Origin of the sequence: Actinoplanes sp. NPDC023714, from assembly GCF_040639855.1 — a bacterium.
Classification (GTDB): domain Bacteria; phylum Actinomycetota; class Actinomycetes; order Mycobacteriales; family Micromonosporaceae; genus Actinoplanes.
Map to the genome: position 1 here is coordinate 1,208,525 of NZ_JBFAAR010000002.1, position 25,051 is coordinate 1,233,575.

The window sequence follows — 25,051 nt, forward strand, 5'->3', positions numbered from 1 at the left end:
TCAGCCTCCTCGGCCGAGCCGGGCCGCGGCGATCACCGCTTGGCCGTAGCCGATCCCGCCGTCCCCGGCGGGCACCTCCCGGTTGAGCAGCCCGGTCAGGCCCACCGCGCGCAGCGCGGCGGGTAGCTCGCCGGCCAGGATCCGGTTCTGCAGGCAGCCGCCGGACAGGCAGACCGTGGTCACGCCGGTGCGTTCCGCGGCCCGGGCGCACAGCTCCACGGTCACGGCGATCACCGCCCGGTGCACGGCGGCGGCGAGCTGTTCGGCCGGTTCCCCGTCCGCGCTGCGGCGCAGCAGCTCGCCGAGGGTGCCGGACCAGTCGTAGACCCAGAGCCCACCGACCCGGGTGAGCCGCCAGGGCAGCGGCGCGGCAGGGCTGCCGGCGCGGTGCGCCGCCGTCTCCAGCAGGACCGCGGCCTCGCCCTCGTACCCGGCGTCGTCGCAGAGGCCGAGCAGGGCGGCGGCCGCGTCGAAGAGCCGGCCCGCGCTGGACGCGTGCGGGCTGCGTACCCCACGCGCGATCATCCGGCGGATCAGCGCCTGCTCCACGGCCGGGATCCGGGCGAGCATCGCCGGCAGCGGGCCGGGCGGCAACGGGAACTCTCCGCCGTACAGGTAGCCCAGGGCCATCCGGGCCGGCCGGCGCACCGCGGCCTCGCCGCCGGGCAGCGGTGCGGTGCCGAACCGGCCCAGCCGCCGGAATCCGGCCCAGTCGGCCAGCAGGAGTTCCCCACCCCAGAGCCGGCCGTCGTCGCCGAGCCCGAGCCCGTCGTAGGCGATGCCGAGGAACGGCGCCTCGATGCCGTGCTCGGCGGCGCAGGACACCACATGCGCGTGATGGTGCTGCACCCCCATGCGGCGCGCGGATGGCGCCACCCGGGCGGCATACGCGGTGGACAGGTAGTCGGGGTGCAGGTCGTGGGCGACCACGTCGGCCTCGAACCGGTGCAGGTGGCTGAGCTGCGCGACGGTCGCCTCGAAGGCGGCGAGGGTGTCCGCGTCGGCGAGGTCGCCGCCGTGCGGGCCGAGCAGGACCCGGCCGCCGCGGGCCAGCGCGAAGGTGTGCTTGAGCTGGGCGCCTACGGCCAGGATGGGGCGTGGCGTGGCGACCGGCAGCGGCAGCGTCCCCGGGGCGAAGCCGCGCGCCCGGCGGATCATGCGCCGGCGCCCGGCGGTCACCTGGACCACCGAGTCGTCGTAGCGGGCTCGGATGGGCCGGTCGTGGCGCAGGAACCCGTCGGCGATCCCGGCCAGCCGCCGGGTGGCGTCGTCGTCGTCGATCGCGATCGGCTCGTCGGCCCGGTTGCCGCTGGTCACGATGAGCGGCCGGCCCAGGGATCGCAGCAGCAGATGGTGCAGCGGGGTGGACGGCAGGAACAGCCCGGCCCGGTCGAGGCCGGGGGCGACCTCGGACGCCAGGTCCGCGCCCGGCCGGATGGGCAGCAGCACGATCGGCCGCGCCGGGCAGGTCAGGGCCGCGAGCTCGGCCGCACCGAGGTCGGCGACCAGCCGGGCACCGGCGATGTCGAGCACCATGACGGCGAACGGCTTACGCGGCCGCCGCTTGCGGTGCCGCAGCCGCCGCACGGCGGCCTCGTCCGTGGCGTCACAGACGAGCTGGTAGCCGCCGAGGGCCTTGACCGCGATGATCAGGCCGACGGAGACGGCGCCGGACGCAGCCAGCAGGGCCTGCTCGCCGTCCGCGCACCGGTTGCCGGCCGTCCAGATCAGGTGCGGGCCGCAGGCGGCACAGGCGACGGGTTCGGCGTGGAAGCGCCGATCGGCCGGATCCCGGTATTCGGCGACACAGCGGCGGCAGAGCGGGAAGCCGGCCATCGCGGTGCGGACCCGGTCGTAGGGCAGCTCGTCCACGATGGTGGCGCGGGGCCCGCAGGCGGTGCAGTTGAGGAACGGGTAACGGTATCGCCGGTCCGCCGGGGTGAACAGCTCCCGGAGGCAGTCGTCGCAGGTGGCGAGGTCGGCGGGCAACCCGGCGAAGTCCGCGGCGGTGTCGGTGCCGCTGCTGGCGACGATCCGGAAGCCGGGGTCCGGCGGCACCGCGGCGGGCAGGAGGACGATCTCGTCCAGTTCCGCGGCCGGTGGAGCCTGCTCCCGCAGCAACGCCACCAGCCGGGTGACCGTCTCCGGTGAGCCGGCCACCTCGATCAGCACGTCGCCACCGACGTTGCGGACGGCACCGCGCAGCCCCAGCCCGGTCGCCAGGCGGTGCACGAACGGCCGGAACCCGACACCCTGCACGGTGCCGTGCACCCGGACCTGCCAGGCCTGCGGCGTGTCGACGACGGTCATGACCCGGTCACCAGCGTGCAGATTCGGTCGGCGACCGGATCGATCGCGGCGGCGACGGGCGCGCTGAGCCCGGCGCCGACCTGAAAGCACCCGCCGAAGGTGACCAGGACGACAAGGCGCTGCGGCATGCAGTCCAAGGCCTGGGCCAGGGCGATGGTGGCGTTCAGGCCGATGCCGTGCCCGGACGCGGCGGCGGGGTCCGGCCGCAGGCCGTCCGGCAGGGTGACCTCCTGCCATCGACCGATCTGACCGTCCTGCCCGGGGGCGACGTCGACCACGACCGCGAGTCCGGCGCCGGACCAGGCGTCCAGCATCCGGGTCGGCTCGCCGTCGTTGACGCGTAGCCGGACCCCGGCGAGCCGGTCGTCGTGGGCGGCGCGGAACGCGAGTTCGGCGACGACCGCGACACCGAAGCCGTCGTCGTGGCGGTACTCGTTGCCTACTCCGATCACCACTGGTGCGCCCATGTCAGCTCCGGTCCATGCGCAGGTCGAGGAAGTGGGTGGCGCACGAAATGCACGGGTCGTAGTTGCGGATCGCCTGCTCGCACGCGGCGGTGAGCTGCTCGTCGCCGAGATCCAGGCGGGCGGTGACGAACCGGGTGAGGTCGTCCTCGATCGCGGCCTGGTTCTGCGCGGTGGGTGGCACGATTCGGGCCGAGGTGATCAACCCGTCGGCGTCGAGCGCGTAGCGGTGAAACAGGGTGCCGCGCGGCGCCTCGGTCGCGCCCCGCCCCACACCGGCGCGGGGTGGCACCGCGACGGCGGGCTCCGGCGGCGGCTCGTAGGCGTCGATCAGGCGGATCGCCTCCTCCACGGCGTACACCGTCTCCACCGCGCGGACCACGATGCTGCGGTACGGGTTGCGGCACTCGCCACCCAGCCCGGCGTCGCGTGCGGCTTGCGCGGCCAGCGGCGACAGCAGGCGGTGGTTGAGGGTGTACCGGGCGGCAGGCCCGGTGACGTACCGGCCGCGCCCGGCGAGCCGGGCATGCAGCGCCGTGGAATGCGGCACCTGCTCCTCGATGACGTGCTGCTCGAACTGGCCGGCGCCGAAGCCGAGGCCGCCGGTGGTGACGACGGTTCCCGACTCGATGGCGTACTGATCGGGGTCGGTCAGCGCCAGCATCTCGTGGTCGTGATGGAAGTCCGGGAAGTCGAAACCGGCCACCCACCGTACGGTCTCCAGGGCCTGATCGAGCGCGTGCCGCAGCCGTTCGCGGACCGGGGTGAAGGCGGCGGGTGCCGGCGCGTGGTAGAAACCGCCGACCCGCACGTTGATCGGGTGGATGGCCCGGCCGCCGATCACCTCGACCAGGTCGTTGCCGGCCTTCTTCAGGGACAGGCCGCGTTCGACGAGATCACGGCGGTCCTGTGCGAGCGCCAGGGCGCTGCCGTAGCCGAGGAAGTCCGGCGCGTGCAGCAGGTAGATGTGCAGGGTGTGGCTTTCGATCCACTCGCCGCAGTACAGCAGCCGGCGCAGGGCGGTGACGGCGGGCGGCACGGTGACGCCGCAGGCGTCCTCGACGGCCGCGCACGCGCTCATCTGATACGCCACCGGGCAGATGCCGCAGATGCGGGCGGTGATGTCGGGGGGTTCGGTGTGGCGGCGTCCACGCAGGAACGCCTCGAAGAAGCGCGGCGGTTCGTAGATCTCCAGCCGCACGTCTTCGACGGCGCCGCCGCGGACCCGCACGTGCATCGCGCCCTCCCCTTCGACCCGGGCGAGCGCGGGCACGTGGACGAGACGTTCGTAGCGGTGGCTCATGACCGTTCACCCGCCGTCGTCTCGAAGGCGGTGACGTTGAAGGTCCGATACATCCGGGCGATGTCGTCCGTGGCCGTGCCGGCGGCGCGCAGCAGGGCGGCCTCGGCGGCGCCGTTCGGTGTCTCGGCCGGACCGAAGCAGCCGAAGCAGCCGCGCCGGAACGCCGGGCAGATCGCCCCGCAGCCGGCCCGGGTCACCGGTCCCAGGCAAGGTTCGCCGTAGGCGACCACGACGCACACGTTGTTGCGGCGTTTGCACTCGAAGCAGACACTGTGGCCGGGCAGGTCGGGCCGCCGCCCGGCGAGCAGCGCATCGATCGTCTCCAGCAGTTGGTCCTTGGCGATGGGGCAGCCGTGCAGCTCGTAGTCGACGTTCACATGAGCGGCGATCGGCGTGGAGGTGGCCAGCGTGTCGATGTATTCCGGGCGGGCGTAGACGACGGAGGCGAACTCGGCGACGTCGGCGTGGTCGCGCAGGGCCTGGATGCCACCGGCGGTGGCGCAGGCGCCGATGCAGACCAGCACCCGCGACTGCTCGCGGATCCTGCGGATGCGCGCCGCGTCGGCGGCCGTGGTGATCGACCCTTCGACCAGGGAGATGTCATAGGGGCCGGGCAGCGCGTCACTCGAGGCCTCCAGGAAGTGCGCTATCCGGATCCGGCCGGCGACGGTGAGCAGCTCGTCCTCGCAGTCGAGCAGGGTCAGCTGGCAGCCGTCACAGGACGCGAACTTCCAGACGGCGAGCGTGGGTGTCCTGGTGTCCATCACAACTCCGGCACGGTGAGCAGGGATTCGGCGACCGGATAGGCGACGACCGGGCCGTCGCGGCAGACGAGCAGCGGCCCGAGCTGGCAGTGGCCGCACCAGCCCGCGCCGCAGCGCATGTTGCGCTCCAGCGACATCTGGATCCGCTCGGCGGGCACGCCGCGGTCGATCAGGGCGCGTGCGGTGAATCGCATCATCGGTTCGGGCCCACAGACGTACGCCACCGCCACCGCCGGATCGACCCGGGCGCCCGGCACGAGGGTGGTGACCAGGCCGACGTGCCCGGCCCAATCGCCGGACGGCCGGTCCACGATCACCTCTACCTGGCCGTGCCGGCTCCACCGGCGCAGTTCGTCGGGGTAGAGCAGCTCGCCCGGCTGCCGGGCGCCGGCCAGCACGCAGAGCCGCCCGACGACGGCCCGGTCGGCCAGCAGCCGCCGCACGACCGGCCGCAGCGGGGCCAGGCCGATACCGCCGGCGATGACCAGCACGTCGTGGCCGGCGGCGGCCGCGGTGTCCCAGGTGGTGCCGAACGGCCCGCGGACGCCGACGAGATCGCCCGGAGCGCTGTCGTGTAGCGCCCGCGAGACCGCCCCGACGGCACGGATGGTGTGCTGCGGGCGGTTGCCGTGGCTGCCGCTCACCGAGATCGGGATCTCACCGATCCCGTACGCGGTGAGCATGGCGAACTGTCCCGGCCGGAACACCGGGAGCGGCTCGGCGATCGGCGCCAGTTCGACGGTGACCGTGTCGGCGGTATCCGCGCGGCGGCTCACCACCCGGTGCGGGATCGGGATCGCCGGGTTCACGGACGGCCCCACAGGTCGAGCAGCCGCAGCCGGGCGGTACGCAGCCGGTCGCCGAGCACCGGGACGATCCGGCTCAGGATCGCGTAGCCGAACTCCGGGTCCCTGGCGCAGCGTTCCCGGACCGCCTCCGCACCGAATTCGATGGCCTGCACGGGACCCCGGGCCACCGCGCCGAACTGCCACCGGTACGGCGGGAACAGCCAGGACCAGCCCAATACGGTGCCCGGCCCGATGGTTTCGAACACCTGTGCGCCTCTACCGGGCACGTGCAGGTCCAAGGCGACGGTGCCGTCCTCGATCAGCCAGAACCGGTTCGCCGGATCACTTTCGGAGAAGATCCGGTAGTCATCCGGATAGTGCATCGCGATCGCGTGCTCGGCGAGCTCGGTCAGCAGCGCCGGCCGCAGCCCGGCCAGGAACGGGTGCGTCATGGTTCCGCTGTTCATGACGGGTCACCTCCGTCGTGGTGCGCCGACAGCGCGGCGGCTTCCCGGGTGATGTCGATGCCGGCCGGGCACCAGGCGATGCATCGACCGCAGCCCACGCAGCCGGAGGTTCCGAACTGCTCGTGCCAGGTGCCGAGCTTGTGGCTGATCCACTGCCGGTACCGGCTCTCGCCACTGGCCCGTACCGCACCGCCGTGCAGGTAGGAGAAGCCGACGCTGAAGCAGGAGTCCCAGTGCCGCCACCGTTCGGTGTGCTCACCGGTCAGATCGGTGACGTCCTCGGTGGTCGTACAGAAGCAGGTGGGACAGACCATGGTGCAGTTGCCGCAGGTCAGGCAGCGGGAGGCGACGTCCTGCCAGTGCGGGGACTCCCGGCTTCCCGCGATCAGCGCGGGCAGCGGCTCGTCCGGCATGGCGCGGCTCATCGCGGCGGCGGCCTGCCGCACCGCCGCGGTCGCCGCGGCGACGTCCGCGGCCCCGGCCGGCTCTCCCGGCACGGCCGCCAGCAGGTCCGCGCCGGCCGGCGAGCCGGACCGGGCCAGGAATCGGTGGCCGCCGTCGAGCAGTTCGGTGAGCGCCACATCGAAGCCGCCGGTCGCGGCCGGTCCGGTCCCCATCGAGGTGCAGAAGCAGGTGGCCCCGGGTTCGGTGCACTCTGCCGTGATCACGAGAGTGCCGTCGCGGCGGGCGGTGTAGACGGGTTCCGGATGCCGGCCCTGCGCGAGGACCCGGTCCAGGACGCCGAGCGCGGCGACGTCGCAGGGATGCACGCCGAGGAACGCGAAAGTTTTCGCGGCCGGTTCCGGCCCGGTGGTGGTCATCCCCTCGGGGGTACGGTCGGCCGCCCAGAGCCGGGCTCGTGGCGGGTGCAGGAAGTCTTTGATCGACTGCGGTCCCGCGCAATGCGCGAAGACCGCGCGGTCGTCGCGCCGCCGGAGCCGGTAGCGACCCGCTTCGGTGTCCGCGCTCCAGCCGTACGGCAGGTCGTCCGCCGAGGCGAGTTCGGCGAGCTGGACGGCGCCGTCGCGCAGCGCGGGGCCGACGACGGTGTAGCCGCGCTCGTGCAGTACGTCGACGAGCGCGCCGAGACCGGACACGTCGATGAGCCGCGCGGTGTCGCCGGATTCCATGGCACCTCCTCATGCCGTCCATCCGTGCTGCGAGACGCCGCCCGGCCGCAGTCGCAGAGCCCCGGCCGGAGGGGGTCAGCTCCGGCCGGGGATGCCCGGCCCTGCCGGCAACCACAGGACCGGTGGCCCCTGGGGTCTGGCGGAGACAGCACCGGACCGATCGACGTTCACCTCTTCATTCCACCGTGCGCCCGGCTGCTCACGCCGCACAGGGCCGAAAGTCCCGCCACCCCGGCGGCAGCCTCGCCGTGCCTGACCCGTTCGGGACCTCCGGCCCTGTCCGGCGGGCCGCGGGGACGGCTACCAACGAAAGGAGGCATCGGGACCGCGACGGAGGGTGAGGATCGGAAATGTCCGGGTACGTGTACGACTTCATCGAGGGCGGCAAGGATCTCAAGGACCTGCTCGGCGGCAAGGGCGCCAACCTCGCCGAGATGACCAGGATGGGCTTGCCGGTTCCGCCCGGCTTCACCATCACCACCGAGGCGTGCCGGGCGTATCTGAAGACCGGCGCCATGCCGGACGGCCTGCTCACCGAGGTCGAGGATCACTTGCGGCTGATCGAGACGCGGATGGGCAAGACCTTCGGCGACCCGCAGGATCCGCTGCTGCTGTCGGTGCGCTCCGGCGGGAAGTTCTCGATGCCGGGGATGATGGAGACGATCCTGGATATCGGCCTCAACGACACCAGCGTGCTGGGGCTGGCGCAGCGCAGCGACGACGAGCGGTTCGCCTGGGATTCCTACCGTCGGCTGATCCAGATGTTCGGCAGGACCGTGTTCGGGGTGCCGTCCGAGGCGTTCGACGCGGAGCAGGGCGACGGCGAGGACCTCGTCCGGGCGTACCAGAAGGTCTTCGAGACGCACACGGGCCGCGCCTTCCCGCAAAGCCCGCACGAGCAGCTGCTCCTGGCGATCGGCGCGGTGTTCCGGTCCTGGAACTCGCCGCGGGCCGTGCTCTACCGCCGGCAGGAGCGCATCCCGCAGGACGCGGGCACCGCCGTGAACGTGATGGCGATGGTCTTCGGCAACCGTGGCGCGGACTCCGGGACCGGCGTGGCGTTCACCCGGGACCCGGCCACCGGCCGGCGCGGCGTCTACGGCGACTATCTGCGCGACGCGCAGGGCGAGGACGTGGTGGCGGGCATCCGCAACACGGTCGGCCTGCACGAGCTCGCCGACATCGATCCGCGCTCCTACCAGCAGCTGCTGTCGGTGATGCAGCGGCTGGAGCAGCGCTACCGGGATCTGTGCGACATCGAGTTCACCATCGAGAACGGCACGCTGTGGATGCTGCAGACCCGGGTCGGCAAGCGGACCCCGGCAGCCGCGTTCGTGATCGCCGCGCAATTGGTGGACGAGGGCACCATCACCCTCGACGAGGCGTTGCAGCGGGTCACCGGCGAGCAGCTCGCTCAGTTGATGTTCCCGAGCTTCGACCTCACGGCGGCGCCGCGGCCGCTGACCACCGGCGTGCCGGCATCACCCGGGGCGGCCACCGGCGCGGTCGTGTTCGACTCCGCCGCCGCGGCCGCCGCCGACGGGCCGGTCGTCCTGGTGCGCCGCGAGACCAACCCGGACGACCTGCCCGGCATGATCGCCGCGCAGGCGATCCTCACCAGCCGCGGCGGCAAGACGTCGCACGCCGCGGTGGTGGCGCGAGGCATGGGCAAGACGTGCGTGTGCGGCGCCGACGAGCTGGAGATCGGTACCGACTCGCTGACCGTGAACGGTCAGGTGATCTTTGAGGGGGACGTCGTCTCGGTCGACGGGACGAGCGGGCACGTCTACCTCGGCGAGGTCCCGGTGCGCCCCTCCCCCGTGGTCCGGTTCTTCGAAGGTGAGCTGACCGCGCACGACGATCCGCTGCTCTCCGCCGTGCAGCGGCTGATGATCCACGCCGGTCACGTCGCCCGCATGGGCGTGCACGCCAACGCCGACACCGCCGCGGACGCCGCGCGGGCCCGCCGGTTCGGCGCGACCGGGATCGGTCTGTGCCGTACCGAGCACATGTTCCTCGGCGAACGCCGGGTGCTCGTCGAACGGTTGATACTCGGGGACCACGACGACGCCCTCGCCGAGCTGCTGCCGCTGCAGCGCGCCGACTTCACCGAGCTGCTCGCGGCGATGGACGGCCTTCCGGTGACGATCCGGCTGATCGACCCGCCGCTGCACGAGTTCCTGCCGTCGCTGGAGGAACTGACCGCCCGGGTGGCCCGCGCCGAGGCGCTCGGTGAGAATCCGGGCCACGACGGCGAGCTGCTCCAGGCGGTGCGGCGCATGCACGAGGCCAATCCGATGCTCGGTCTGCGCGGCGTACGCCTGGGCCTGGTGGTTCCCGGCCTGTTCGCGATGCAGGTGCGGGCCATCGCCGAGGCCGCGGCGGCGCGGGTCGCCGCGGGCGGCGACCCCCGGCCGGAGATCATGGTTCCGCTGGTCGCGTCGGTCCGGGAGCTTGATTTCGTACGGGCGGAGTCGGCGGCGATCCTCGCCACCGTCGAAGGAGCGCCGCCGATCCGGATCGGCACCATGATCGAGGTGCCCCGGGCCGCGCTGACCGCCGCGGAGATCGCCTCGGCGGCCGACTTCTTCTCCTTCGGCACGAACGACCTCACCCAGATGACCTGGGGGTTCTCCCGCGACGACGTGGAGGGCGCGTTCTTCGGCCGCTACCTCGAGCTCGGTGTCTTCGGGGCCTCGCCGTTCGAGACGCTCGACGTGAGCGGCGTGGGTGAGCTGGTCCGCATCGCCGTGGAACGCGGCCGGCGGGCCCGTCCCGGGCTGACCGCCGGCGTGTGCGGCGAGCACGGCGGCGACCCCGCCTCGGTGCGGTTCTTCGCCGGCGCCGGGCTCGACTACGTGTCCTGCTCGCCGTACCGGGTGCCGGTCGCGCGGCTCGAAGCCGGCCGGGCCGCCCTGTCACCGCAATCTCATGATTCAGCCGTTTGAGGAGGAGCCATGCGAACCCCCACCATCGTCGTCGCCACCGACGGCGCCCCGTCGGGCGAATCCACTGTGCGGTGGGCGGCCCGTGAAGCCGAAAGCCGCGGCATTCGGCTCCGCGTCGTGCACGTGCTCGAGTGGGACATGAACAATGCCCGCTACGACTACTACGGCCAGCACTTCGAGGCGGCACGCAGGCTTGCCGAGACCGTCACCGCCACCGCCGCCGACGTCGCCCGCACGGCCGCCCCCGGCGCCGAGATCACCATGGCGACGCTGATCGGCCACCCCACCGCGCGGCTGCTCGAGGCGGCCAGAGGCGCGGAGTTGCTGGTCGTCGGAAGCCGCGGCCACGGCGGTTTCGCCGACATGCTGCTCGGTTCGGTGAGCCAGCGCATCGCCACCCACGCCCCGTGCCCGGTGGTCGTCGTCCGCGGACGCCCCGATCCCGGCGGCCCGATCGCGGTCGGCGTCGACGATTCCGAGGCCTCCGCGCACGTGCTGGACACCGCCTTCGGCATGGCGGCCGGCCACGGCAGCGACCTCGTGGTGATCCACGCCTACCTGCCGGCCGTCCCGCTGTACTACCAGGACGTCCCCGCGAACACCATCAACACACCGGGGCAGGACGACGCCGAGCGCGATCGGGTCGAGGAGCAACTCGCCCCGTGGCGGGCGAAGTACCCGCAGGTCAGAGTCGAAACCCTGCTGTCGCACGACAGTGCCGCGAGCGTGCTCACCGGGGTGTCGCACGGTACCCGGATGATCGTGGTCGGCACGCGCGGCCACGGCGTCGTCGCCGGCACCCTGCTCGGCTCCACCGGCCTGCAGCTGCTGCACCACGCGGACTGCCCGGTCTACCTCGACCGGCCCCGCAAGGAAGGAGACCTGTCATGAGCATGCGGCTGCGCCTCTCGCACTGCGGCCTGAGCGCCGGCAAACGCGCCCGGCTGCACCGGCTGCTCTACAAGCACGGGCTCGGCAACGGCACCGCGCTGTTCCTGCCCTACGACCAAGGGCTGGAGCACGGGCCGCGGGACTTCTTCGCGGACCCGATCGCCGGCGACCCCCGCTACATCGTGAAGCTGGCACTCGAGGGCGGCTTCAACGGCATCGCCATCCAGGTCGGGCTCGCCGAGAAGTTCTACTGGGACTACGCCGGCGAGGTGCCGTTGATCCTCAAGCTCAACGGCAAGACCGACATCCCGTCCGACGAGCGCGCGCTGTCACCGGTGCACGCCTCCGTCGAAGACGCCGTCCGGCTCGGCGCCGACGCCGTCGGATACACCCTCTATGTGGGTTCGCCGGCGCAGGAGGCGGACTTCGCGCAGTTCCGCACCGTCCGCCAGGACGCGCAGCGACTCGGCATGCCGCTGATCGTCTGGGCGTACCCGCGCGGCGCGGCGATCGAGCAGAAGGGCGGAAAGGATTCGTTCTACGCCGTGCACTATGCCGCGCGGGTAGCCAGCGAACTCGGCGCGGACATGGTCAAAGTCAACTTCCCGCATCCGGAGAAGCACACCGCGGTGCCGGACGCGTACACCGGCGACTTCACCAGCCAGCAGGCGATCGAGGCCGTGGTCCGCGCCGCCAACCGTACGATGCTCCTGGTCTCCGGCGGCAGCCGCAGCGGCGACGACGCGATGCTGCAGAAGGCATACGAGTCGATGTCGGCCGGAGCGACCGGACTGATCTTCGGTCGCAACGTGTGGCAGCGGGACCACGACGAGTCCCTGCGGTTCGTCGCCCGGCTGCGGGACGTCCTCGCCAAATATCCGACCGAGTAGGACCGGCGGCGAGACTCCTCCGTGGATCAGGCCTTGCGCCTCTCCCCCACGGTCGGGAACTGCTCCACGGTGGAGACATGCGAAACCGGGAACACCTGCTGTTCGCCGCCACCACGCTGCTGTTGCTGGCGGGACTCGCCCTCTCCGCGGCCGGTGGACCGGCCGCGGAGTTGTGGATCATCGCAACCGCGCTGGGCCTTATCGCCTCGACGCGGACGCTGATCGCCGCGGCACGCCGGCGCGAGGCCGGCGTCGACGTGATCGCCTGGCTGGCGCTGGCCGGCGCGTTGTGGATCGGGGAACCGCTGGCCGGGGCGGTCATCGCGGTCATGCTGGCGAGTGGCGCCCTGCTGGAGGCCCGCGCCGCGGAACGGGCCCGGCGCGCATTGACCGCGCTGGTGTCGCGGGCGCCGAGGACCGCCCGCCGGGAAACGCCGGCCGGGGTGACCGAAGTACCGGTCGCCGCGGTGCGCGCCGGCGACCACCTCGTGGTCGGCGCCGGAGAGATCCTCCCGGTCGACGGCCGGCTGGCCGGCCCGGCGGTGCTGGACGAGTCGGCGCTGACCGGCGAGCCGGTGCCGGCCGAGCACCGGGCCGGCGAGGACGTCCGCAGCGGCGTCGTCAACGCCGGCCAGGCGCTGCGGATGACCGCGACGGCGACCGCGGAGAACTCGACGTACGCCGGGCTGGTCCGCCTGGTCGAGCAGGCGCAGGCACAGAGCGCGCCGTTCGTGCGGATCGCCGACCGTGTCGCGGTGGCCTTCGTACCCTTGACCCTGCTCCTCGCCGGTCTGGCGTGGGCGCTCGCCGGCGATCCGGCACGGGCCGTGGCGGTGCTGGTCGTGGCGACCCCCTGCCCCCTGCTGCTGGCCGCGCCGATCGCCGTCATGTCGGGTATCTCGCGGGCCGCTCGCGCCGGGGTCGTCGTCAAGGGCGGTGGCGCCCTGGAAAGCCTCGCAGCCGGCCGGGTGGTGCTCTTCGACAAGACCGGGACGCTGACCGCCGGCCGGCCGGTGCTCACCGATGTGGTGGTCCCCGTCGCCGGACCGGTGGACGCGAGCGAGGCTCTGCGCCTGGCCGCGAGCCTGGACCAGAGCTCGGCACACATTCTGGCCTCCGCGCTGGTGACGGCCGCCCGCGATCGTGATCTGCGGCTGGTGACGCCGCGGCAGGTCCGGGAACGTCACGGCCACGGCATCGAGGGTGTCGCCGGTGACCGGCGGGTGCGGCTGGGCAAGGCCGAGGCCGTCGTCGCCGGGCGGATGCCCACCTGGATGCGGCATGCCCGCAGGCGGGCCGCCCTCGACGGGTCGCTGACCGTTTTCGCCACCGTCGACGACGAGCCGGCCGCTGTGTTCCTGCTGGAGGATCCGGTACGGCCGCAGGCACCCCGCATGATACGAGCGTTACGGGCGGCCGGGATGGCACGGCTGGTCCTGCTGACCGGAGATCACGTGGAGGCGGCCGAGGCCGTGGGACGGATCGTCGGCGTCGACGCGGTGCACGCCGACTGTGATCCGGGCGAGAAGCTCGCCCGGGTCCGGGCCGAGCAGCGCCATGCACCGACGATCATGGTGGGTGACGGGATCAACGACGCTCCCGCGCTGGCCGCCGCCGGTGTCGGGGTCGCGCTGGCCGCCCGCGGGGCCACCGCATCGTCGGAGGCGGCCGACGTGGTGCTCATCGTCGATCGTGTCGACGCTCTGGCCGATGCGATCCTGACCGCTCGCCGCTGCCGGCGTATCGCCTGGTGGGCCGTCACCGCCGGGATGGGGATGTCGCTGGCCGCGATGATCGTGGCGGCGGCCGGGTACCTGAGCCCGGTGGCCGGCGCGTTGCTGCAGGAAGGCATCGACGTGGCCGCCATCGCGATCGCTCTGACGGCTCTGGTGCCGGGCCGCTCACACACCGTGCGGCTCCCGGACGCCGACGTCACCACACTGCGGCGGCTGTACGCCGAGCATCAGGACGTACGAGCCGTGGTCGAGCAGGTTCGCACCGTCGCCGACGCGCTCGACCGGCCGCCGTACGACCTGCGCCCGGCCCAGGCGCTGCTCGACGACCTCGAGGCACGGCTGCTGGCACACGAGCGGGCGGAGGAGGCAGAACTGCTGCCGATCATGGCCCGCGCCCTCGGCGGGGTCGAGGCGACCAGCGCGCTGAGCCGCACCCACGCGGAGATCGAACACCAGGTCGGGCGCCTGCGCCGGGAAGTACGAGATCTGGGATCCGAGGCGGAGCCGGAAGACGCCACGGACGTGCGCCGGCTGCTCTACGGGCTGTACGCGATCCTGCGGCTGCATAACGCCCAGGAGGAAGAGGGCATCTTCAGCCTCGCCCCGGAACCCACCAGGTCGTGAGTCCGCGGCGGCGGCCGGTCGGGACGGGCCGGAAGGCCCGGCCGATGCCTCCGGTCGCCTCATCCACCACGGCGCCGGCCCGCCTACCGTCGATGGTGCGGCCCTCAACGCCGATCCGTCAGGAAGTCGCCATGGACACTCTCACCCCACCGTGCACCGACGTCACCGCCGACGAGCTGATCGCCGCTATCCGTACCTCCCCGCGAGGGCCCCGCGTCGGCGCGTTCTTCGACTTCGACGGCACCCTGGTGCAGGGCTACACCGCGGACGCTCTGTTCCACGATCAAATCCGCCGCGGTCATCTCTGCGGTCTGCACCTCGCACGCTGCGTGCTCGCCGCCGGCCACAGCCTGCTGAGCGGCGATCCGCACCGGCTGGGCCGTGCCGGGTTTCCCGCCCTGCGCGGCCGTACCGTGGCGTCGGTGACGCTCGAGGCGCAGCAGCTGTTCGCCTCGAGGATCGCCGGGCAGATCCGGCCGGAGGTCCGCGACATCGTGCGCGCCCATCGGCGGCAGGGACACACCGTCGTGGTGGCCTCCGCGGCGACCCGCCTGCAGATCGAGCCGGCCGCGAACGACCTCGGCATCGCGCATCTGCTCTGCACCGAACTCGAGGACGACGACGGTGTCCTGACCGGTCGCAGCCCCACCGGCATGCTGTGGGGAGACCCGAAAGCCGCGGCGATCCGGCGGTTCTCCCGCGAATCCGGGATCGATCTGCGACGCAGCTTCGCGTACGGCAACGGGCGGGAGGACATCGCGTTCCTGTCCGCGGTCGGCCGGCCGTATGCGACGAACCCGCACCCGATGCTGCGCCGCGCCGCGCAGGACAACGCCTGGAGCGTGCTGGCCCTGCGGGAGCCGCCGTCGGCGGGCCTCGGCGCCGCACTCGGCACGATCGGTGCTCTCATCGGTGTCAACGGTGCGCTCGGCGCGGGCGTCACCTACGGCTGGCTCACCGGTGACCGGCGCCGCGGCAGCAATCTCGGCATCGGGCTGGCCGCCGACCTCGGTCTTGCCCTGGCCGGCGTGAGACTCCGGGTGACCGGCGCGGAGAACCTCGAGACAGCACGTCCCGCGGTCTTCGTCGCCAACCACCAGAGCACCCTGGACGTCCTCGTACTCGGCGCGTTGCTGCGGCACGACTTCACCGCGGTGGCCAAGCAGGAGGCCCGCCTCGATCCCCGGATGCTGATGATCAGCGCCTTCCTGGAGCCCGCGTGGATCGACCGCTCCGACATCCGCAGCGCACGACGCACGCTCGACCAGGCGGCGCAGCGGATCCGCGCCGGCACCTCCGTACTCGTCCTGCCGGAGGGAACACGCATGCCGACCCCGACCCTGGGCCGGTTCAAGAAGGGCGCCTTCCACCTCGCGATGCAGGCCGGCGTGCCGATCGTGCCGATCGTGCTGCGCAACACCGGAGAGCTGGCCTGGCGGCGCTCGCTGGCCGTCACCCCGGGCACGGTCGACGTCGTGGTGCTGGACCCGATCGAGACCACCGGCTGGACCGCCGCGCAACTGGGTGAGCGGGTCGCCGAACTGCGAGGCCGGTTCGCGGACACCCTGGAGAACTGGCCGGAAGGCGGCGCAGGACGACACGTCCCGGCAGCGCCGCCAGCAGTGCGGGACGGCGCCGGCACCACCGGCGCGCGTCCGCGGAGGCGGGACGCGTGCTACGCCGGCGCCGCGCCCACGCCGGCGAGCCACGCGCGCAGGCGCCGGGGGTCCGCGACAGCACTGCGGTAGCCGAGGTATCCGTCCGGCCGGGCCACCCGCACGTCTGGTCCCGGCCGGTCGGTCAGCCGGTGCGCGTGCACGCGGCTCGACAGCAGCGTCCCGCCGTCGGCGTCACGGTCGAGAAGCAGATGCAGCCCCGGCCCGGCGATCAGGTCGTGCAGCAAAGCGGGCCCGCCCGCGCAGGTCACCGTGGCCTGCGGCAACCGGGCGCCGGCACGGACGCCGCGATGTGGGACGGGCGGGTCGTCACAGGCCACCAGACCTGCTGGATAAACAGCGTCGAGCTGCGACAACACCCGGGCCGCGGCGGCGAGCGGCCAGCGGGCGTGCAGAGCGCAGGGCACCATCGGCGCCAGGAGGGGACCGATGGTGCCTCGCAGCCAGCCGGCCAGCGGGCCGGTCGAAGCCTCGCCCCAGAACAGCAGGTGCGTCAACGCCGATATCTGGCGTGCGATCGGGCGGCGCTCGCGCTGATAGGAGTCGAGCAACTCGTCCGGGCGCGCAGCGGCCGGTGCGAACGCCAGCTTCCAGCCCAGGTTCGCGGCGTCCTGCAGCCCGGTGTTCATGCCCTGCCCGCCCGCCGGGGAGTGGGTGTGGGCGGCGTCTCCGGCGAGCAGCACGCGACCGTGCCGGTATGCGCCGGCGAGCCGGCGTTGTATCCGGATCCGGGTCGACCAGATCGGCTGCGTCACGGTGATCGCAAACCCGGCGGCGGCGATGAGCGCCCGCAGCTCCTCCGCCGGCACGGGCGGGCCGCAGTGCCCGGGCGGCGCCGGCCCCGGCTGTGCCGGTCGGGTCGCGAGCAGCCGCCACGGCGCGCGCTCACCCGCGGCGAACAGGAACAGCAACCCGTCACGTCCGATCATGACGTGCAGTGCGCCGGGTGTCAGGTCACCGTCCAGCCGCAGATCGGCGAGCACGACCTCGACCGGGTAGTCGGCACCCCGCCAGGCGATGCCCAGACGGCGCCGGACCGTGCTGTCCGCACCGTCGCATCCGGCCAGGAATCGGCAGGTGACGCGTTCGCCGCCATGGTCACGGCGCAGGGTCACCACCGGGTCGTGATCTGGGGCATCGGTCGCTTCCACGCCTGCCAGCTCGGTTCCGCGTTCCACGTCGACGCCACGTCCGGCGAGCGCCCGGGTCAGCACCGCCTCGACATCCGCCTGGCGCAGCACGGCCAGGTACGGGTATGCCGTGTCGTCCCAGCCGAACCCGCCCAGCGTGACCGGCACCACCCGGGGGCCGATCCGGAGCCGGGCGTGGGGCGTGACGTCGGCCCGGTCCAGCAGCTCGCCGGTGATGCCGAGTGGACGCAGCACCTCGAGGGTGCGGGCGTGCACGAGCAGTGCCCGGGAGGGGCGGAAGGCCGCCGGGCGCCGTTCCACGATCCGCACCGAGGCGCCGTGGTCGTGGGCGTACAACGCCAGGGCCAGGCCGGTCGGGCCGGCCCCGGCCACCAGAAGATCCGGCCGATCGGTCACGGCAGCACCACCACCGGACGCCACCAGTCGGCAGGGTTCGGCGACGACCGCCCGCCCAGCAGTCCGGGGTCGGCCAGCAGGTCTCGCAGGCGCAGTCCCGGCACCACGCGGTACCCGATCGATCCCGGGACGCTGACCAGCTGGAGCACCCGCCACAGTGCCCGGGCGTAGTCCTCGGCCCGGCCGGGACCGTCCCATTCGTAGACTCCCCGGTAGCAGCCGTTCTCGTCGTGGGCCATCCACAACTTCGACACCAGCCCGGGGAAGCCGGCGAACAGCGGCGTGTTGAGCAGGCTCTCGGCCCTAAACCAGCGGTGCCCGCGGCCGCGGACCAGCCGCAGCCGGAACCCGACGACCAGCACGCAGGGGTCGCGGGACGCCACCGGACGCAGCGCGGTCTCGCGATAGACCCAGGACTCGGTGCCGTCGCCGAAGCGCAGCCGCATCCCCCGGTGCGACACCGGCAACGTGATGCGGCCGCTCGCGAGCAACCGCGCCGACGTGATCACGCACCGCGCCACCGCGCGCGCCGCAACGCCGACAGGTAACGGGCGCTGTTCGTCGACGGCCATGCCGATCAGCTGCTCAGGTGGACCGGACGGTGCGTGATGTCCTCGATGTCGGCGGCCGTGGCGTCGAGCAACTGGTAGGCCAGGTCGGCGAGCGCCCGCGCGGTGGCCAGCTCGTCGCCGATCTCCGGAACCTCACGGTCGCGCGGCGCCCGCCGGGACGTGCCCTCACCCCGCAGCTGCGGGCGGGCGTCGGTCCGCAGGATCGCCACCGCATGCGTACGCCGTTCGTCCTCGTGCTCGCTGATACTCACCTCGACGTTCCAGGTCCGGGTGTGGATCATGGTGCACCTCCTCGACGGTCTCCCCTCACTGGACCGCGCGCCGGCGCCCTCGTCCAGTGCCGTTGGCCGTGCCGGGCGGCGGGACCTTCGGCCCCCCAGGTGGGGAAGACCGGCACAGGACCGGCCGCCGGGCGCGGCGGATAGTCGGTGGTGGATATCGACTGAAGGAGGAGACCATGACCACCATCGGCCGCGGTGCGGCCCAGAACCTCGAGCAGGCGCCCGCGCCCGGCTCGATGCTCACCACCACGGCGGCCCGCTCTCTCGCGGTCCTGCGCATCTCACTCGGATTCGTCTTCCTGTGGGCGTTCCTCGACAAGACCTTCGGCTTCGGGTACGCGACCCCCTCCGAGCGCGCCTGGCTCAACGGCGGCTCCCCCACCAAGGGCTTCCTGTCCCACATCGAGGTCGGCCCGTTCCAGGGCTTCTTCAACGACATCGCCGGTCAGGCCTGGGCCGACTGGCTGTTCATGCTCGGCCTGCTCGGCATCGGCGTCGCCCTGATCCTCGGGATCGGCATGCGCATCGCCGCCGCGGCCGCGACCGTCATGATGCTGCTGATGTGGCTCGCCGAGTTCCCGCTCGACAAGACCACCGCCGCCGGCGAGCCGTCCGGCTCCACCAACCCGATCGTCGACTACCACATCATCTACGCCCTCGGCGCGATCGTCACCGCGCTCACCTACGCCGGGCACACGTGGGGTCTCGGCCGGCAGTGGGCCAAGCTCTCCTTCGTCCAGCGCAACCGCTGGCTGATCTGACCCTCCCCACCCCGCCGCCCCGGACGAGACCGTCCGGGGCGGCCGGTCGTCCCCCGCCCTGGGGCAGGACGGCCCTGCCGGCGCCCGCCCCGGCGGCGCTGTGCTGGGAGCGAAAGGAGGCGTCATGAACTCCTATCCGTTGCGCGTCGAGGCGCGCCGTGACGAACCTCTGAGCCGTGGGCTCTGGCTGGTGAAATGGCTCCTGCTCATCCCCCACTACGTCGTTCTCGCCGTGCTCTGGACCGGGCTGGTCGTGCTCACCCTCGCGGCCTACCTGGCGGTGCTGGTCACCGGTCGCTACCCCCGGTCCATCGAGGCCTACAATTTGGGCGTGCTGCGCTGGACGTGGCGGGTCGGCTTCTACGGCTACGGCGCGCTCGGCACCGACCGGTACCCGCCGTTCACCCTGGCCGACGTCGCCGACTACCCCGCCCGCCTGCAGCTGGACGAGCCGTCCCGGCCGCCCCGATGGCTGCCGCTGGTGGCCTGGCTGTTCGCCATCCCGCACCTGTTCGTGCTGGCGGCTCTGGCCGGTGCGGTGACCTGGACCTACGGCGACAACGACGGCCGATCCGCGATGGGCGTCGTGGCGGCCGCGATCGTCGTGGTGGGCGGTGCCCTGCTGTTCACCGGCCGCTACCCGGCCGGGCTGTTCGACCTCGTCGTCGGCGTGATCCGCTGGAACCTGCGGGTGGCGGCGTACTTGATGCTGCTGACCCCGCGCTACCCGCCGCTGCGCCTGGATCAGGGCGGCACCGAACCCGGTGACCTACCCGACGACCATCCGCGGCCGGCCGGCCCGGGGCGCTCGCGGTCCGCCGCCGGCCCGGTGACCGCGCTGATCGCCGGCGTCGTGCTGCTGTTGCCCGCGCTCGGCGCCGGCGTCGCCGGCGGCGGCCTGCTCGCCCTGAACGCCGACCGCGATGACGACGGCTTCGTCGCCAGCCGGCTCGTGAACTTCAGCAGCTCCACCGCCGCCATCACGGCGGAGGACGTGAAGGTGTACGACGCGGACCGGTGGGTCCGCGACCTCGCCGGCATCGACCAGATACGCATCACCACGACCGCCACCGGCAACCGGCCGGTCTTCGTGGGTATCGGCCCCCGCGCCGCGGTGGACCGCTGGCTGTCCGCCACCACCCACGACCGGATCACCGGCGTGACCGGGCGGCACGTCACCTATCAACGCGAATCCGGCTCCATGCAGGTGCTGCCCAACCCGGCCGGCCAGGACTTCTGGCTCGCGTCGGCATTCGGGCCGCGGAGCGCCACCCTGACCTGGACGGTCAGTGAGGGTGATTTCACCGTGGTGCTCGCCAACCTCGGCGGCGCCCCCGGCGTCTCCGCCGACGTGCGCGCCGCGATGCAGATCGCGGACGTCACCAGCTTCGGGGTCACGCTGCTGATCACCGGCGGCGTCCTGCTGGTGATCGCGCTGACCCTGATCATCGTCGGTGGTGTCGGACTCGGACGCCGGCACGGTGGCCCGCCGACCGGCCCAGGCCCGGACAGCGGACCACCCGAGCACGCCCCACCGCCGGACCGGCAACCCGTGACGGTCACCTGACATCCGCTCACCGCGGCGGCCCGGGACCTACGGCCCGGGCCGCCGGGACCTGCCGCCCTGCCGTACCGCATCGACGAGGATGACGATCGAAGCAGGAACGGCGAAGGGAGGGGCATCATGCGGACCCCGTACATCGTCGTCGCCGTCGACGGCGGCGAGTCCGGTCTGGCGGCGGCACGCTGGGCCGCAGGTGAGGCGCGGCGGCGCGACCTGCCACTGCGGATCGTCCACGTCCTGGACTGGGAGTGGCGGACCGCCCGGTACGACTTCGGTGGCCGGCAGTTCGAGACCGCCCGGCGTATCGCCGACAACGTGGTCCGCAACGGGGCCCGGGTCGCGGACATCATCGCACCGGGGCTGAGCGTGGACACCGACGTGCCGATCGGAAACCCCGTCGCCCAGTTGATCGCGGTGTCGGAGAACGCCGGCCTGCTCGTGCTCGGCTGCCGCGGCCTGGGCGGTTTCGCCGGGCTGCGGCTCGGCTCGGTCAGCCACCGTGTCGCGACCCATGCGACCTGCCCGGTCGTCGTGATCCGCGGCGACGCGAAACCCGAGGACGCGCCGGTGGCCGCCGGGGTGGACGACTCCGCGTCCGCCGACACCGTGCTGCAGGCGGCGTTCGCCGCCGCCGAGGCGCGCCGCACCCCGCTCGTGGCGGTCCGGTCCTACCGGCCCGAGCCGCCCCTCTACGCCGGGAAGATGCCCCCGCCCGGCGGCGCCGACCCGGCGCGGGCCGCCGCCGAGCAGAAACGCCTCGACGACCAACTGGCGCCCTGGCGGACGAAGCACCCGGCGGTGGCCGTGGAGTCCCGGGTGACGCACGAGACCGCCGCCGCCGCGCTCACCGCGCTCTCCGAGCTCGCCCAACTGGTCGTGGTCGGCAGTCACGGTCACGGTGTGATCACCGGAACCCTGCTCGGGTCGACCGGGCTGCAGCTGCTGCACCACGCCGACTGCCCGGTGCTGATCGTGCGGTCACCGGGACGGTGAGGCAGCAGGGTCGTAAGCCTCTACGGTCACGCCGGGTTTGCGGCCTACCGTGGAGGCCACCGACCGGGAGGTGAGCCATGGGCACCTCATCGTCACCTCTGGTGATCGCCGGAGTGAGCGGGTCACGGTCCAGCCGGCGCGCCGTGCGGATCGCCGCCGAGGAAGCGGCCGTGCATGGGTACTCGCTACGTCTGCTGCACGCCTTCAACTGGCTTCCGGCACTGACCGGCACGCCGCAGACCTCCCCCGCCCGGCTGCTGGAGCAGGCTGCCGAGCAGGCGGCCGACGCCGCACCGCTCCTCACGGTCGACACCGAACTCGTGGAAGGCCCTCCGCTACAGGGCCTGCTGCGCCGGTCCCGCGGTGCGGTGCTCATGGTCGTCGGCGACGGTGACCTCGAGTCGCACGTCTGCCTTCCCCGTGACACCCTGCCGATCCAGCTCGCCGCACGCGCCACCGTCTCCGTCATGGTCACCCGCGCGTCACCCGTTCGCGACGGCCCCGTGCTGGCCGGTGTCAGCGGCGCCGACAACGCCGAGGCCGCGCTGGACGTCGCGTTCGACATGGCAGCGCACCGGCGCACCGGATTGATCGTGATGCACGCCTGGCAGGATCCGGGCGACCCTCGCGACGTGGCGGTCGGCACCCTGGTCGAGGCCCGGGTCCAGAAGTACGGGATACCCGCGCAGATGCGCCTCGTCGAGGGCGACCCGATCGAGGTCATGCGCCGCGAGTCCGGCACCGCCGGTCTGATCGTGGTGGGCGCTCGCGGGCGGCGACCGTACCGAGGTCTGCTCGGGTCGGTCACGCAGACGCTGCTGCACCACGGCAGCGCCCCCGTCGTGGTGGTCCGCGGGGTGCCGTGGGTGCCGGAGGTCCCGGACAGTGGAGCCTTACGGGACGTGCGCGTACACCCGGCCGCCGCCTAGCGTCGACGGTATGGGGAGGCGTTCGGGCCGGAGAACACCCCGCGCAGTGGGACGGGTCGCGGGGCGGGTTCACACCGGTCGTGTCGCCGCCCGGGTGCCGCCGCTCGAGAACGCCCGCACCGACATCGCGCCGCTCGGCGAGCTGCCGCCACCGGTCTTCGCCGATCCCGGCGGCACCCGTCACCGGAGACTGCGGCGCCTCTCCTACACCGTCGCCATCACCCTTTTCGTGCTGCTGCTGGCCTTCTGGTTCAGCCAGCTCGGTGACGGGATCCTCGGATGAGCGTCTACCCGGGCACCCGGCCCACCGAGCAGGCACCCGCGGCGCCCCGCCGGCGGCTGCTGCCCCGCGCTCTGGTCGTGTTCGTGCTGCTCGCGGCGCTCGTCAACATGCTGATGGTGGAGGCCTCCATCCCGTCGCTGTACATCCCGGACAGCGCGCCCCGGGGAGTCCGCCCGTACGACGCGGTGCCCGCCGTCGTGCACGTGGGCGGCCCGATCATCGATCTCACCGGCCCCGAGCCGGCCACCTACCGGGCGCCGCCGAAGACCATCGCGCTGACCTTCGACGACGGACCGGACCCGGCGTGGACCCCGCAGATCCTCGACGTGTTGCGGCACCACCAGGCCCACGCCACCTTCTTCGTCCTCGGGTCCCGCGTGGTCCGCAACACCGATCTCACCCGGCGGATCACCGACGAGGGCCACGAGATCGGTGTGCACACCTTCACCCACCCCCGTCTGACGGCGTTGCCGGCCTGGCGGCAAGGCTTCGAGCTCAGCACCACCCGGTCGGTGGTCGCCTACGCGACCGGGCGCGCCAGCACCCTGTACCGGCCGCCGTACTCCTCGACGAACGACGCGCTGGACAACACCGACGTGGCCGCCCTCCGCGACACCGGCCTCGACGGCCTGCTGACCGTGCTCAGCGATCTGGACAGTGAGGACTGGCGGCGCCCCGGCGCCGACACGATCATCCGGCGGGCCACCCCGCGCGGTGACGCCGGCGCAGTCGTGCTGATGCACGACGCCGGCGGTGACCGCTCGCAGACGATCGCCGCCCTGGACCGGCTGATCCCGCAGCTCCAGCAACGCGGCTACCGCTTCGTCACGGTCTCGGAGACACTGCGGGGCCGCGGTCCGGTGACCGACCCGCCGGCCACCACGGCGCAGACCCTGCGTGGTGGCGCGGCCGTCGCGATGGTCGGGATCGCCGATGTCACGCTGCGGCTGCTCTGGCTGCTGCTGCTCATCGCCGGGGTGCTGTTCGCCGCCCGTACCCTCATGGTTCTGATCTTGGCGGTGCAGCACGCGCACCGGCGACGCACACCGTCCTGGAGCTGGGGACCACCGGTCACCGACCCGGTGAGCATCATCGTGCCGGCGTTCAACGAAGCCACCACGATCGCACCGGCCGTGCGCTCCCTCGCGCTGTCGGCCCACCCGGGCGTCGAGGTCATCGTCATCGACGACGCCTCCACCGACGGCACCGCCCAGGTCGTTGAAGATCAAAAGCTGGGCAATGTACGCGTGATCAGCGTCCCCTCCGGAGGCAAGGCCAGCGCCCTCAACACCGGCACGGGTTTCGCCCACCACGACCTGATCGTCATGGTGGACGCCGACACCGTAGTGGAACCGGACGCGATCCACCGGCTGGTGCAGCCGTTCGCCGACCCCCGCGTCGGAGCGGTCTCCGGAAACGTCAAGGTCGGTAACCGGCACGGGCTGCTGGGCCGGTGGCAGCACATCGAGTACGTGATCGGCTTCAACCTCGACCGGCGGCTCTACGACACCCTCGGGTGCATCCCCACCGTCCCCGGCGCGCTCGGCGCGTTCCGCCGCACCGCCCTGCACGACGCGGGTGGTCTGCACACCGACACCCTCGCCGAGGACACCGACCTCACCATCGCCGTGCACCGCGCCGGATGGCGGGTGGTGTTCGAGGACGCGGCCCGCGCCTGGACCGAGGCGCCCACCGGTCTGCGGCAGCTGTGGCGGCAACGGTACCGGTGGAGCTTCGGCACGATGCAGGCGCTGTGGAAGCACCGCCGAGCCGTGCTCACCGGCAAGCCCCCCGGCCTGCCCTTCGTGGTGTTCTTCACGGTGCTGCTGCCGCTGCTCGCGCCGCTCATCGACATCATGACCGTCTACGGGGCGGTCTTCCTCGACCGCCCGGAGGCCGTCTGGGGATGGCTGGCCATGATGGCCGCGCAGACGGTGACCGCCGTGGTGGCGTTCCGCCTCGACCACGAGCCGGCGACCCCGCTGTGGACGCTGCCGCTGCAGCAGGTGTTCTACCGCCAGCTGATGTATCTCGTGCTCATCCATTCCGCCCTGACCGCCTTCTCCGGACAACGCCTGCACTGGCAGAAGCTGCGCCGTACCGGGGAGGTCGCCGTACCGATGAAGTGAG

At 72.7% G+C, this 25,051-nt stretch carries 21 protein-coding genes; 11 read left to right on the forward strand and 10 right to left on the reverse strand.

Features of this window, described 5'->3' with window-relative positions; genetic code table 11:
- The 7 genes from hypF to AB0G10_RS13805 are packed head-to-tail and all read right to left on the reverse strand — an operon-like array spanning position 1 to position 7,226.
- Positions 1-2,310, reverse strand: coding sequence for a carbamoyltransferase HypF (hypF, locus tag AB0G10_RS13775; RefSeq protein WP_360919823.1), 2,310 nt, complete (start codon positions 2,308-2,310; stop codon positions 1-3).
- Positions 2,307-2,777: a hydrogenase maturation protease gene (locus tag AB0G10_RS13780; protein ID WP_360919826.1), complete on the reverse strand. Its 471-nt coding sequence runs from the start codon at positions 2,775-2,777 to the stop codon at positions 2,307-2,309. The genes hypF and AB0G10_RS13780 overlap by 4 nt, the downstream gene beginning before the upstream one ends.
- Position 2,778: 1 nt before the next feature.
- On the reverse strand, positions 2,779-4,077 hold the full coding sequence (locus AB0G10_RS13785) for a Ni/Fe hydrogenase subunit alpha (RefSeq protein WP_360919829.1): 1,299 nt from the start codon (positions 4,075-4,077) through the stop codon (positions 2,779-2,781).
- Positions 4,074-4,841, reverse strand: coding sequence for an oxidoreductase (locus AB0G10_RS13790; protein ID WP_360919832.1), 768 nt, complete (start codon positions 4,839-4,841; stop codon positions 4,074-4,076). The genes AB0G10_RS13785 and AB0G10_RS13790 overlap by 4 nt, the downstream gene beginning before the upstream one ends.
- A complete protein-coding gene (locus AB0G10_RS13795) occupies positions 4,841-5,650 on the reverse strand; it encodes an FAD/NAD(P)-binding protein (RefSeq protein WP_360919835.1) in 810 nt (269 codons plus the stop codon). Before AB0G10_RS13795 ends, AB0G10_RS13790 begins: the two co-directional genes overlap by 1 nt.
- Positions 5,647-6,096, reverse strand: a complete 450-nt coding sequence (locus AB0G10_RS13800; protein ID WP_360919838.1) for a cyclic nucleotide-binding domain-containing protein — start codon at positions 6,094-6,096, stop codon at positions 5,647-5,649. The genes AB0G10_RS13795 and AB0G10_RS13800 overlap by 4 nt, the downstream gene beginning before the upstream one ends.
- On the reverse strand, positions 6,093-7,226 hold the full coding sequence (locus AB0G10_RS13805; RefSeq protein ID WP_360919841.1) for a 4Fe-4S dicluster domain-containing protein: 1,134 nt from the start codon (positions 7,224-7,226) through the stop codon (positions 6,093-6,095). The genes AB0G10_RS13800 and AB0G10_RS13805 overlap by 4 nt, the downstream gene beginning before the upstream one ends.
- Before the next feature lie 350 nt (positions 7,227-7,576).
- Between AB0G10_RS13805 and ppdK the strand changes: the two genes are divergently transcribed.
- The 5 genes from ppdK to AB0G10_RS13830 all read left to right on the forward strand — a co-directional run bounded on the left by ppdK (position 7,577) and on the right by AB0G10_RS13830 (position 16,063).
- On the forward strand, positions 7,577-10,174 hold the full coding sequence (gene ppdK / locus AB0G10_RS13810; protein WP_360919844.1) for a pyruvate, phosphate dikinase: 2,598 nt from the start codon (positions 7,577-7,579) through the stop codon (positions 10,172-10,174).
- 9 nt (positions 10,175-10,183) lie between these two features.
- Entirely contained in the window at positions 10,184-11,065 is an 882-nt protein-coding gene (locus tag AB0G10_RS13815) for a universal stress protein (RefSeq protein WP_360919847.1), read from the forward strand.
- Positions 11,062-11,955, forward strand: a complete 894-nt coding sequence (locus AB0G10_RS13820) for a fructose-bisphosphate aldolase (protein ID WP_360919849.1) — start codon at positions 11,062-11,064, stop codon at positions 11,953-11,955. The genes AB0G10_RS13815 and AB0G10_RS13820 overlap by 4 nt, the downstream gene beginning before the upstream one ends.
- A 77-nt stretch (positions 11,956-12,032) precedes the next feature.
- Positions 12,033-14,315: a heavy metal translocating P-type ATPase gene (locus AB0G10_RS13825; protein ID WP_360919851.1), complete on the forward strand. Its 2,283-nt coding sequence runs from the start codon at positions 12,033-12,035 to the stop codon at positions 14,313-14,315.
- 131 nt (positions 14,316-14,446) lie between these two features.
- Positions 14,447-16,063 carry an HAD-IB family hydrolase gene (locus AB0G10_RS13830; RefSeq protein WP_360919854.1) on the forward strand — a complete coding sequence of 539 codons (1,617 nt, stop codon included), beginning with the start codon at positions 14,447-14,449 and terminating at the stop codon, positions 16,061-16,063.
- Here AB0G10_RS13830 and AB0G10_RS13835 read toward each other — a convergent pair.
- The 3 genes from AB0G10_RS13835 to AB0G10_RS13845 are packed head-to-tail and all read right to left on the reverse strand — an operon-like array spanning position 15,991 to position 18,391.
- Positions 15,991-17,538 carry an FAD-dependent monooxygenase gene (locus AB0G10_RS13835; protein WP_360919857.1) on the reverse strand — a complete coding sequence of 516 codons (1,548 nt, stop codon included), beginning with the start codon at positions 17,536-17,538 and terminating at the stop codon, positions 15,991-15,993. The genes AB0G10_RS13830 and AB0G10_RS13835 overlap by 73 nt on opposite strands.
- Complete coding sequence (locus tag AB0G10_RS13840) at positions 17,535-18,110, reverse strand: hypothetical protein (protein ID WP_360919859.1); 576 nt, start codon at positions 18,108-18,110, stop codon at positions 17,535-17,537. Before AB0G10_RS13840 ends, AB0G10_RS13835 begins: the two co-directional genes overlap by 4 nt.
- Before the next feature lie 5 nt (positions 18,111-18,115).
- Positions 18,116-18,391 (reverse strand): DUF1876 domain-containing protein, encoded by a 276-nt coding sequence (locus AB0G10_RS13845; protein ID WP_360919862.1) that lies wholly within the window; start codon positions 18,389-18,391, stop codon positions 18,116-18,118.
- A gap of 236 nt (positions 18,392-18,627) precedes the next feature.
- On the opposite strand from AB0G10_RS13845, the gene AB0G10_RS13850 reads away from it, so the two are divergent.
- The 6 genes from AB0G10_RS13850 to AB0G10_RS13875 all read left to right on the forward strand — a co-directional run bounded on the left by AB0G10_RS13850 (position 18,628) and on the right by AB0G10_RS13875 (position 25,050).
- Positions 18,628-19,152: a DoxX family membrane protein gene (locus AB0G10_RS13850; RefSeq protein WP_360920741.1), complete on the forward strand. Its 525-nt coding sequence runs from the start codon at positions 18,628-18,630 to the stop codon at positions 19,150-19,152.
- 124 nt (positions 19,153-19,276) lie between these two features.
- Positions 19,277-20,719 carry a DUF4389 domain-containing protein gene (locus AB0G10_RS13855; protein ID WP_360919865.1) on the forward strand — a complete coding sequence of 481 codons (1,443 nt, stop codon included), beginning with the start codon at positions 19,277-19,279 and terminating at the stop codon, positions 20,717-20,719.
- A gap of 117 nt (positions 20,720-20,836) precedes the next feature.
- The gene (locus tag AB0G10_RS13860) at positions 20,837-21,709 is read left to right on the forward strand and encodes a universal stress protein (protein ID WP_360919867.1); all 873 of its coding nucleotides are present in this window, start codon (positions 20,837-20,839) and stop codon (positions 21,707-21,709) included.
- A 101-nt stretch (positions 21,710-21,810) separates the two neighbouring features.
- Entirely contained in the window at positions 21,811-22,638 is an 828-nt protein-coding gene (locus tag AB0G10_RS13865) for a universal stress protein (protein WP_360919870.1), read from the forward strand.
- Positions 22,639-22,684: 46 nt separating this feature from the next.
- Positions 22,685-22,921, forward strand: a complete 237-nt coding sequence (locus tag AB0G10_RS13870) for a hypothetical protein (RefSeq protein WP_360919873.1) — start codon at positions 22,685-22,687, stop codon at positions 22,919-22,921.
- Entirely contained in the window at positions 22,918-25,050 is a 2,133-nt protein-coding gene (locus AB0G10_RS13875; RefSeq protein ID WP_360919876.1) for a bifunctional polysaccharide deacetylase/glycosyltransferase family 2 protein, read from the forward strand. The genes AB0G10_RS13870 and AB0G10_RS13875 overlap by 4 nt, the downstream gene beginning before the upstream one ends.
- The last annotated feature ends 1 nt before the right edge of the window (position 25,051 follow it).